At 73.5% G+C, this 10,263-nt stretch carries 8 protein-coding genes and 2 pseudogenes; 5 read left to right on the top strand and 5 right to left on the bottom strand.

Translation table 11 applies throughout. The features are described 5' to 3' along the window. Nucleotides 1-200: 200 nt before the first annotated feature. Nucleotides 201-581, bottom strand: a pseudogene (locus AB0K09_RS23050) (acyl-CoA synthetase); the annotation flags it as partial. On the opposite strand from AB0K09_RS23050, the pseudogene glmS reads away from it, so the two are divergent. Both glmS and AB0K09_RS23040 read left to right on the top strand, forming a co-directional pair. Further along, nucleotides 507-1,619 (top strand): annotated as a pseudogene (gene glmS / locus AB0K09_RS23045) (glutamine--fructose-6-phosphate transaminase (isomerizing)); the annotation flags it as partial. The pseudogenes AB0K09_RS23050 and glmS sit on opposite strands and share 75 nt — an antisense overlap. Beyond that, nucleotides 1,616-1,984 carry a holo-ACP synthase gene (locus AB0K09_RS23040; protein WP_366067265.1) on the top strand — a complete coding sequence of 123 codons (369 nt, stop codon included), beginning with the start codon at nt 1,616-1,618 and terminating at the stop codon, nt 1,982-1,984. The pseudogene glmS and the gene AB0K09_RS23040, both read left to right, overlap by 4 nt. Before the next feature lie 52 nt (nt 1,985-2,036). Here the strand turns inward: AB0K09_RS23040 and AB0K09_RS23035 are convergent, their stop codons facing one another. The 3 genes from AB0K09_RS23035 to AB0K09_RS23025 form a co-directional block, all read right to left on the bottom strand. Then, nucleotides 2,037-3,029, bottom strand: coding sequence for a hypothetical protein (locus AB0K09_RS23035; RefSeq protein ID WP_366067264.1), 993 nt, complete (start codon nt 3,027-3,029; stop codon nt 2,037-2,039). 93 nt (nt 3,030-3,122) lie between these two features. After that, nucleotides 3,123-3,353 carry a hypothetical protein gene (locus AB0K09_RS23030; protein ID WP_366067263.1) on the bottom strand — a complete coding sequence of 77 codons (231 nt, stop codon included), beginning with the start codon at nt 3,351-3,353 and terminating at the stop codon, nt 3,123-3,125. A gap of 200 nt (nt 3,354-3,553) precedes the next feature. Beyond that, complete coding sequence (locus AB0K09_RS23025; RefSeq protein ID WP_366067262.1) at nt 3,554-4,285, bottom strand: DUF4097 family beta strand repeat-containing protein; 732 nt, start codon at nt 4,283-4,285, stop codon at nt 3,554-3,556. Between the two features lie 213 nt (nt 4,286-4,498). Here AB0K09_RS23025 and AB0K09_RS23020 point away from each other — a divergent pair, with 213 nt between their 5' ends. From AB0K09_RS23020 to AB0K09_RS23010, 3 genes are all read left to right on the top strand, one after another. Continuing rightward, nucleotides 4,499-4,756, top strand: coding sequence for a hypothetical protein (locus AB0K09_RS23020; protein ID WP_366067261.1), 258 nt, complete (start codon nt 4,499-4,501; stop codon nt 4,754-4,756). A 48-nt stretch (nt 4,757-4,804) separates the two neighbouring features. Continuing rightward, nucleotides 4,805-5,752 (top strand): MerR family transcriptional regulator, encoded by a 948-nt coding sequence (locus AB0K09_RS23015; protein WP_366067260.1) that lies wholly within the window; start codon nt 4,805-4,807, stop codon nt 5,750-5,752. A 140-nt stretch (nt 5,753-5,892) separates the two neighbouring features. After that, nucleotides 5,893-9,183 carry an NACHT domain-containing protein gene (locus tag AB0K09_RS23010; protein ID WP_366067259.1) on the top strand — a complete coding sequence of 1,097 codons (3,291 nt, stop codon included), beginning with the start codon at nt 5,893-5,895 and terminating at the stop codon, nt 9,181-9,183. Here the strand turns inward: AB0K09_RS23010 and AB0K09_RS23005 are convergent. Next, on the bottom strand, nt 9,170-10,263 hold a 1,094-nt coding region (locus tag AB0K09_RS23005), incomplete at its 5' end, for an NAD(P)H-hydrate dehydratase (protein ID WP_366067258.1). The genes AB0K09_RS23010 and AB0K09_RS23005 overlap by 14 nt on opposite strands.

The following is a 10,263-nucleotide window of genomic DNA, read 5'->3' as shown; positions in this document are numbered from 1 at the left end:
CGGCACACGGCTATAGGCGTGCCGCAGCGTCTCGCGCAGCCGCTCCAGCTGGAGCGCTTCGAGCTCCGCCCGCGACATGCGTTCGGCTGCGTCGAGCGGCGTGCCCGGCTCCGTCATGGTGTTCCCCCGTTCCCGCGCGCCGACCGATCATTCGGTCGCCTCGTTCGTGGCGCCACGTAAGCAGGCCGGCGGATCCCGCGTCAAGGGCGGGCCGTGCCCTCCTGGCCGGCTCCCCCCGCCGCCACCGCCCGCGCCCAGCGGTAGTCCGCCTTGCCGCTCGGCGAGCGCTGGATGCGCTCCGTCAGCACCAGGCGGCGTGGGACCTTGTAGCCCGCCAGCCGCGCCCGGCAGTGCCCTTGCAGTTCGTCCAGCGTCGGCACCTGTGCGCCCTCGCGCGGCTGTACCACCGCCGTCACCCGCTCGCCCCAGCGGGCGTCCGGCACCCCCGCGACCAGCGCGTCGTACACCGCCGGGTGGGCCTTCAGGGCCTGTTCGACCTCCTCGGCGCCGAGAAGGGCGGCTACGACTACTTCATGCTCAAGGAGATCGCCGAGCAGCCGAAGGCGGTCGCGGACACGCTGCTGGGCCGCATCGACGCGTCCGGCTCCCTCACCCTCGACGAGGTCCGCATCCCCGCGTCCGTGCTCCGCGAGGTCGACAAGGTCGTCATCGTCGCCTGCGGCACGGCGTACCACGCGGGGCTGATCGCCAAGTACGCGATCGAGCACTGGACCCGCATCCCCTGCGAGACCGAGCTGGCCAGCGAGTTCCGCTACCGCGACCCGATCCTCGGCCAGCGCACGCTCGTCATCGCCATCTCGCAGTCCGGCGAGACCATGGACACGCTCATGGCCCTGCGGCACGCCCGTGAGCAGGGCGCGAAGGTGCTCGCCATCTGCAACACCAACGGGTCGACGATCCCGCGCGAGTCCGACGCCGTGCTCTACACCCACGCCGGTCCGGAGGTCGCCGTCGCCTCGACCAAGGCGTTCCTGACCCAGCTCGTCGCCTGCTACCTCGTGGCGCTCTACCTGGGGCAGGTGCGCGGCACCAAGTGGGGCGACGAGATCCGTTCCGTCATCCGGGAGCTGTCCGAGATCGCGACCCAGGTCGACGAGGTCCTGGAGACCATGGAGCCGGTCCGCGAGCTCGCGCGGTCCCTGGCCCGCAAGAACACCGTGCTCTTCCTCGGCCGGCACGTCGGCTTCCCGGTCGCCCTGGAGGGTGCCCTGAAGCTCAAGGAACTGGCCTATATGCACGCGGAGGGCTTCGCGGCCGGCGAGCTCAAGCACGGCCCGATCGCCCTGATCGACAACGACCTCCCGGTCGTCGTGGTCGTCCCCTCCCCGCGCGGCCGTTCGGTGCTCCACGACAAGATCGTCTCCAATATCCAGGAGATCCGCGCGCGCGGCGCCCGGACGATCGTCATCGCCGAGCGCGGCGACGAGGCCGTCCGCCCGTACGCGGACCACCTCATCGAGATCCCCCCGACCCCGGTGCTCCTCCAGCCGCTGGTCGCGACCGTCCCGCTCCAGGTCTTCGCCTGCGAGCTCGCCACGGCCCGGGGCAACGAGGTCGACCAGCCGCGCAACCTCGCGAAGTCGGTGACCGTCGAATGATCGTCGGCATCGGCATCGACGTGGCCGAGATCGAGCGCTTCGGCGCGGCGCTCCAGCGCACGCCCAACATGGCGGACCGGCTGTTCGTCTCCCGCGAGCTCTACCTCCCCAGCGGCGAACGGCGCGGCACGGCCTCCCTGGCCGCCCGCTTCGCGGCGAAGGAGGCCCTGGCCAAGGCCCTGGGCGCGCCACCGGGCCTGCTCTGGACGGACGCCGAGATCACCACCGAGGCCGACGGCCGCCCGCGGCTGGTGGTGACGGGCACGGTCGCGGCCCGCGCCGAGGCGCTCGGGGTCAGGTCGTGGCACGTGTCGCTGAGCCATGACGCGGGCGTGGCCTCGGCGGTGGTGATCGCGGAGGGCTGAGCGGCGTGGCTCCCGCCGGGCGCGGGAGCCCGCCGCACGTCTTCGTTCGGGGTCAGGGCTCCGTGATGATCCAGCGCAGTGTGCGGTCGCGCCTCGCACTCTGCACGTCCTCGCTCGTCTCCGTGGTGACGTGGGCAGCCTGCCAGCCCACTGGCTGGAACAGCCAACCGCGGGTCTTCTTGTTCTTGAGCAGAATGTCGTCTCCGTCCCGTACGACGATCCAGCGACAGGCGTCATCGGCGTCACCGGTACAGGTGATCGCCGGAGTGGCGGCGATGGTCCTGTCGCTGGTGGTGACGGTTTGCACCGCAGGGTCAAGGGTGAGGAATTCGCCGCTGACGACGTGGGTGAGGGTGACGGCATCCCCGCCCGGGGTAACCCGCCAGTGTGCGTCCGGGCCCGGCTTCGGCGGGTTTTCGTACCTCTTCAGCGCCGGCAGAATCTTGCTTGTGTTGCGACGCTTCAGCAGGGGCTTGAAGTGCTCGTCAGGCTGCTCAAGCTGTCGCCGGCGTTCCTCGGCGGGGAGCGCCATGAGCTCCCGGTACAGGGCGTAGAGCTTGTCGTCGAGTTCGCGTCGTGTCCGTTCGAGCTCGGCCTTGTACTCCGCCTTGGACTGTTTTTCCAGGGCCTGAAGCCTCGCTCGCCGCTCAGGGTCGGCTTTCCTCAGCGCTTCCCAGTCGTCGAGGATCTCCGGGCGATCGGGCCGCCGTCCCCCTCGCATGGGGGCGTAGTTCCGCTTCTGGCCTCCCTCCACCGTGCCGGTCACCAGCTCCTTGCCGCTGGACAGCCACTGACCGGTGGTTTCGTTCACCAGAACGATGGTTCCGGTCAGTTCCTTGCGTCTGTCCTGCTGTCCCCGGTCGAAATCCCCGCCGGTGAGCGCATAGGCCGTGTCTCCCAGGGGGCCCAGCACGTCGGTCCCGCGCTCGGCCTTGCCGGTCGCGGAGTCCCGTTTGCCGCCGGTGGCGTCGAAGGCCGTTTCCCGGATCCTGCCGACGCCGTCCTTGAAAGCATCGAAGGGGTTGCCGGTGCCGCTGGGGCTCATGAGCCACTCCACTTCAAGTCTGCGTGTGGGCTCTGTGTATCCCCCTGCGGCACGGCCTAAACGGTCATTTCCACCGGGCGCCCGCGTGCGGTCCTATGGGCCGACGCTGCCGGTCAGGTGGGTGACGGCGCCGGCCGCGGCGCTCGCGACGCGGTTCAGCCGCGGGGCGGCCGGCGCCGAGCCGAGGGTGTTCGCCGTGTCGCTGGCCGTCTGCCCGATCACGGGCAGCAGTCCGGCGTCGGCGGCGGCGGGGGTCGCAGCGCCGAGCCAGGCGCCTGCGGCGCAGGCCAGGCATGCGGTGAAGGTGCGGCGGCGTGGGATCACGGGTCCATGGTCGGGCCGGCCGCATGGAGCCGGCATGCGACCGGCGGGTGCTTCATCCGATCGTGCGGCGCGCACGACGTGAACGGCCCCTGGAACCGGGGAGGTTCCCCGGTCCGCCGTCGGTCGGTCGGGGCACCGTGCTGCTGCGGACTGGAATCGTCGGCAAGAAGGTCTGGTTCGAGCTGCGCGAGGGTGGAGCCTCAGGCGTGCCGGACGGTGATCGCGCCGCTGCCGGTGGACACGTCGATGCGGTGCGTTCCGGAGGAGTCGTTGTCGACGGCGATGTCCTTGCCGCCGTTGTCGGTCTTCGCGGTCAGCCGGTACTTCGCCTCCGGGACGATCAGGGTGACGGCGCCGCTGCCGGCTTCCGCCCGGACGTCCTGGGGCGAGGAGACGGTGAGGTCGACGGCCCCGCTGCCGGTCCTGGCCGCGACCGGGCCGGCCCCCAGCCCGTGGCCGGTGATCGCACCGCTGCCGGCCCGGACGTCGACCGGCCCCCGGATGCCGTCGAGGTCGATGGCCCCGGAGCCGGTGGTCACCTTCACCGCGCCCGTGCCCGAGAGCGTGACCGCGCCGCTCGAGGTCGCGCCGGTCACGGGGATGCCGGCCGGCAGATCGACGGTGTAGCCGACCGAGCAGTCCGCACCGCAGCCGCTGAGCACCAGGACGCCGTTCTCGACGCGGTGCGTGGCGCCCTCCGGGCGGTCCCCGCCGTATTCCACGTAGCGGTGCACGGTCACCGTGCCCGCGCCGGTCCCGCCGCGGAGGGTGACCGCGCCGGAGCCGGTGTCCAGCCGCACCGAGGTGATCTTCTGGGACACGGTGGTGTCGTCCTTGAAGTGCTCCCGGAACAAGCCGCCGCACGCGCTGAGCCCGCCGATGGCGATGCCGGCCGTCAGGACGGCGGTGAGCAGACGGAGGCGCGTGCGCATGGGAGTTCCACCAATCTCGAAGAGCGATTCGAGTGAAGGCTATGCGCCGGGCCAGGGGGGCGACCATGACGGGGAATTCCGTACCGGGGGTGGTGCCAGTACCACCACGGGCCCCTCGGACCACGCGTCCGGGCGGTTTGCGGCGCGGCCACGCCGGCGGCGCACGCCCGGCGCGCCACAGTGGTGCGGCCGGGGCGCGTGAGGACGCGCCCCTTGGATGTGGAAGGCGATCCGTTGCAGAAGTTCGTACGCGCCGCGCTGGTCGCGGCATGCGCCTTGGGCGCCGCCCTGTCCGTCGCGCCGGCGGCGCAGGCGGGAGCCGGTTGCCGGTACTACTACAGCAGTTACGCTACCGGCCCGAACGGTGAGACCACCGGCCACGGCGACTACGCCGAGGGCGACACCGATCCCGAGGGCCGCGTCTGCCAGGACGGCGTCTGGGTCGGCCAGCACGACGGGGACGAGCTCTGAGCGCGGCCCTTTGACTCTCCAGCGACGGGAGACGTGAAGGTGGCGGACATGGACGACGACACCGCTCTCCTCTCCATCGGCGAGCTGGCCCGGCTGACCGGTCTGCCGGTCAAGACGATCCGGTTCTGGTCCGACGAGGGCGTGGTGCCGCCGGCCGACCGTACGCCCGCGGGCTACCGGCTCTACGGGCAGGACGCCCTGGCCCGGCTCGGCCTCGTCCGTACGCTGCGCGACCTCGGGGTCGGCCTCGGTGTGGTCCGGCGGGTGCTGGAGCGCGAGGTCACCGTCGCCGAGGTCGCCGCGGTGCACGCCGAGGCGCTGGAGACACAGATCCGCACGTTGCGGCTGCGCCAGGCCGTCCTGCGAGCGGTGGCGGGACGCGGGTCCACACCCGAGGAGATGGAACTCATGCACAAGCTGATCAGCCTTTCGGACCGGGAACGCCGCCGCCTGGTCCACGACTTCATCGACAGCGCCTTCGAGGGCCTCGACGTCGACCCCGGCTTCCTGGCGACGATGCGCGCCGCGATGCCGGTGCTGCCGGACGACCCGACGACGGAGCAGATCGACGCCTGGGTGGAGCTCGGCGAGCTCGTCCAGGACGACGACTTCCGCGCCGGCATGCGGAGGGCCGCCATCGACCAGATGGCGGCCCTGAAGGAGGTGAACCGGCCCGAGCCGTCGGAGACCGAACGGCTCGCGGAGCTGATCCGGCAGCGGACCGCCGGGGCGCGCGAGGCCAGCATCGCCCCGGACTCCGAGGCGGCGCGCCCGGTCGTCGACGAACTGGCGCGGCAGTGCGCGGCCCTTGCCGGGCGCGAGGACGGACCGGACTTCCGGGCGTGGCTGGAGGACCGCCTGGAGATCGGCAGGGACTCGCGCTACGAGCGGTACTGGCGCCTCGTCTCCACCATCAACGGCTGGCCCCAGCCGGACATGGGCCCGGCGGTCGACTGGCTCCTGACCGCCTTGCGGTCCGCCCTGCGGGCGGACTGAGCACGAAACGGCTCCCGGCCGCGGGGCCGTGCCCCGCGGCCCCTTTGCGGCGCCGCGGTGCTCGGCCACCATGGACCGTGACCCGGAGCGGCGAGCGCTATCGTCTGACGGGCCATCGGACTGTCGGAGGGGGCCACGTCGTGCACCCGGCCAAGGAACGTATCGCAGCGGTTTTCGGGCGCAGCCAGGGAAGCGGGTATCTGCTCACGCCGAACCTCGTCCTGACCGCCGCACACGTCATCGGTGACTGTGAGGCGCCGCGCGCGATAGTGCCGGGCGGGGTCGGCAGGGTGCGGTGCCGTGTCGTGTGGGAGCGGGACGACAGCCGGCGGTGCGACGTCGCCCTGCTGCTCGCCGAGCGGGACCTCGTGTCCGAGGACGCCGCCGCCGCGTTCGAGCCGCTGACGTGGGGGCGGGCGTACGACCTGCGGACGTGGCCCGGCGCCCAGGCGATCGGCTATCCGCACGTCCAGCGGGACACCGGCGGGGAGCTCGACACCGAGCAGGTGGTCGGCACGTTCAAGCCGGGCAGCAATCTGCTCGGCGGACGGCACGTCCTCGACAGCGAGTTCGGCGCGCCCGAGCCGCCGCCCGACGGCGGCTCGCCGTGGGCCGGGATGTCGGGGGCGGCCGTCTTCGTGGACGGGTTACTGGCGGGAGTCGTCTGTGCCGACCCGAGCGGCTGGCGGCACGGCCGGCTGACGGTGACCCCGGCGGAGACGCTCTGGTCGGACTTCGGGTTCCTGCGCGAGTGCCTGCTGGCCGGGCACAAGCCGGAGTCGCGTTCGCTGGCCTCGCCCCGGCAGCTGGAGGTCGAGGCGTTCGAGCGCCGGCTGCGGGACTACATCGTCGGCAAGGCCGGCGAGCTGACGATCATCGGTCTGACGCTCACCGACGGCGAGGGCGAGACCTGGCCGCTGGACGCCGCCTATCTCAGCCTGGAGCTCACCAGCGGTTCCGGCGCGGGGGAGCGGAAGTTCGGCCTCTCCCGGGGTGAGGACGGGCATCGCGCCGGTTCGCCCAAGCGGGCCGAGGAGGCGCTGGCCGGGCACCGGCGGGTGCTGCTGCGGGGCGCCGCCGGCTCCGGCAAGACCACGCTCCTGCAATGGCTCGCCACTATCACGGCCCGCGGCGAACTCCCGCCGGGGCTGGTCCATTTGAGCGGCTGCATGCCGCTGTTCCTGCCGCTGCGCACGCTCATCCGCAGGGGTGAGCTGCCGAGTCCGGAGGAGTTCCTGGCCGCGGCGGCGGCCCCGCTGGCCGGGCTGCCCGCCGCCCAGGGCTGGGCAACCCGCCGGCTGACCGAGGGCACGGCGCTGCTGCTGATCGACGGTGTCGACGAGGTCCCCGAGGCGGACCGCCGCCGCACCCTCGGCTGGGTCAAGGACCTGCTGGCCGCCTACCCCGACGCCCGCTACGTCGTCACCACCCGCCCCTCCGCCGTCCGCGAGGGCTGGCTGGCGGACGCCGGTTTCACCGAGCTGGAGCTGCTGCCGATGAGCCGGGGCGACGTCCTGGCCTTCATCGACCGCTGGCACACCGCCGCGGCCGGAGGCGAGCCGGACGAGCGGCTGCACGCCATGCGCGACTCCCTCTCCGCCGCCGTCGTCGCCAAGCGCGACCTCGGGCGGCTGGCCACCAACCCCCTGATGTGCGCCATGGTCTGCGCGCTCAACCGCTCGCGGCGCGGCTATCTGCCGCACGGCCGCATGGAGTTGTACCGGGCGGCGCTCGAACTGCTGCTCATCCGGCGCGACCGCGAGCGCGAGATCGTCGTCGGTCTGGAGGGGCCCGAGCTGGAGCAGGCGCAGACGGCCCTCCTCCAGAAGATCGCCTACTGGCTGATCCGCAACGGCCGTTCGGAGATCGAGTGGCACAAGGCCATCGAGATCCTCGAACGCGCCCTGCCCGCCATGCCGGCCGTGGCGGCGCGCGGCAGCGCGGAGGACATCCTGCGGCACCTGGTCGTCCGCAGCGGGCTGCTGCGCCGGCCGACCAGCGAGACGCTGGACTTCATCCACCGCACCTTCCAGGACTACCTCGGCGCCCAGGCGGCCGTCGACGACTGGGACTTCGACCTCCTCGTCAACAACGCCCACGACGACCAGTGGGAGGACGTGCTGCGCATGGCCGTCGGCCACGCACCGCCGCGTGCCCGCGCCGAGCTGCTGCGCATGCTGCTGGAGCGCGGCGAGCGCGAGGAGCCGAACCGTTACCGGCTGCACCTGCTCGCCGCCGCCTGCCTGGAGCAGGCCACCGAGGTCGATCCCGACGTGCGGCGCCGCGTCGAGAAGGCGGCCGCGGAGCTGGTGCCCCCGCGCGACCTGGAGTCCGCGAAGGCGCTGGCCGAGGCCGGCCAGATCGTCCTCGACCTGCTGCCCGGCCCCGACGGGCTGCCCGACGAGGTCGCGCGCGCCGTCGCCACCACCGCCACCCTCGTCGGCGACGACCGCGCCATCCCCCTCCTGGCCCGCTACGCCACCCATCCCGCGCTGGAGGTCCGGTCCCAGCTCGCCTGGGCCTGGGACCGCTTCGACACCCGCCACTACGCCGACGCGGTGATCGCCCGCATGCCGTACGAGGACGGGCTCGGCTTCGTCGCCAAGACCCCGGCCCATCTCGCCGAGCTGAGGCGGCTCGGCGGCCGGCCGGAGGTCTGGTGCCGGGGCGACTTCTGCGCCGGGGATCTGACGGACCTGGTGACGCCCGTGCTGCGGCAGCTGTCCTTCCGGGGCTGTACGGAGACCGTGGACCTGGCGCTGCTCGCCGCCGCCCCGCCTCTGCGCTCGCTGCACGTCACGGAGTGCACGGCCGTCGCCGGTCTGCGCGGGCTGGACGCCGGTGAGCTGCGCGACCTGCGGTTGTGGCTGCGGGAGCAGCCCGAGGGCCTGGAGGCGCTCCGCGCCATGACGGGGCTGCGGTGGCTGGAGCTCGACTGGGTCCTCGGCCCGCAGGACGTCGTCGACCTGGAGCTCGGGCCCGGGCTCGAAGGCCTTGTCCTCGGCACGGGCGCCTCCGGCTCCCTGTGGGTGACCGGGATGGAGGGGCACGCGCGGCTGTCGACGGTGGCCTTCGACGCGGAGCGGCTGCCGCGCGCGGAGCTGCCGCTCGGCACCCTGCCCCGGCTGAGCCGGCTCAGCACCCGCAACGAGGACCTGCGGCTGCTGGGGCCGGCCGAGCCGCTGCCGGGCGTGACGGTGCTCTCCGCGATCCACGCGTGGGGCCTGGAGGGGCTGGCCCGCCTCCCCGACGTGTACCCGGCGCTCACCTATCTGCAGATCGAGGTGTCGCCCATGATGGCCGGGGGCGAGCCCATCGACCTCGTGCACCTGTCCGGGCTGCCGCTGGAGCGCCTCGTCATCCGGCACGACGGGCCCGTGACGGGACGCGAGGCGCTGCCGGAGGGCTGCGAGCTCCTCATCCAGCGGTGACGTCGAGCCAGACCCGCCGCAATTCCTCCGCCACCGCCACGGACGTCAGCGGCGCCGGCCCGAGACCCCGGGCCGCGAGACCGTGCAGATACGCGCCGACCGACGCCGCGTCGCGGGCCGGCAGGCCCGCCGCCAGCAGGGAGCCCGCGAGGCCGGACAGGACGTCGCCGCTGCCGGCGGTGGCCAGCCAGGGCGTGCCCGTCGGGTTGACCCGCACCGCGCGGTCCTCGTGCGCGATCAGCGTCGTGGACCCCTTGAGCAGCGCCGTCACCCCGTAGCGCTCGGCCAGCGCCCGGACGGCCGGCAGACGGGCCGCCTCGACCTCCTCGCGGGCGAGCCCGAGCAGTACGGCGGCCTCGCCGGCGTGCGGGGTCAGCAGGGTCTCGGCGCGGCGCGCCCGCACCACGCCGGCGTCCAGCAGGCGCAGGCCGTCCGCGTCGACGAGGACGGGCACGTCGGACTCCAGGACGTCCTCCAGCGCGCGGCGCGCCTCGGCGCCGTCGCCGAGGCCCGGGCCGGCGACCCACGCCTGGACGCGGCCCGCCTTCGACGGCGGCCCGGTCGTCACCAGCGTCTCCGGGAAACGGGCGATCACCGCGTCCGCTGCCGGGCCCACGTACCGGACGGCGCCCGCGCCGCCGCTCAGCGCGCCCGCCACGGCCAGGACGGCCGCGCCCGGGTAGCGCGCCGAGCCGGCCACCACGCCGACGACGCCGCGCCGGTACTTGTCGCTCTCCGCCGCCGGGCGCGGCAGCAGGGCCGCGACGTCCGCGTGCTGCAGCGCCTCCACGTCCGGCTCGGCCGGCAGCCACGGGCCGAGCCCGATGTCGACGAGCCGCAGCGCGCCCGCGTACTCGCGGGCGGGGTCGATCAGCAGGCCCGGCTTGTACGTGCCGAATGTGACAGTCGCGTCGGCGCGGACCGCCGCGCCGGGCACCTCGCCGGTGTCGGCGTCGACGCCGCTGGGGAGGTCGACGGCGACGATCGGGGCGCCGTCGGCGGCCCGGAGCAGGTCCTCCGCCTGGGGGCGGAGGGGGCCCTTGCCGCCGATGCCGACGACTCCGTCGACGACGAGGTCGG

The sequence above is a fragment of the Streptomyces sp. NPDC049577 genome (genome assembly GCF_040675635.1).
Classification (GTDB): domain Bacteria; phylum Actinomycetota; class Actinomycetes; order Streptomycetales; family Streptomycetaceae; genus Streptomyces.
Note: the sequence above shows the minus strand (reverse complement) of the source record. Positions and strands in the feature narration are given on the sequence as shown.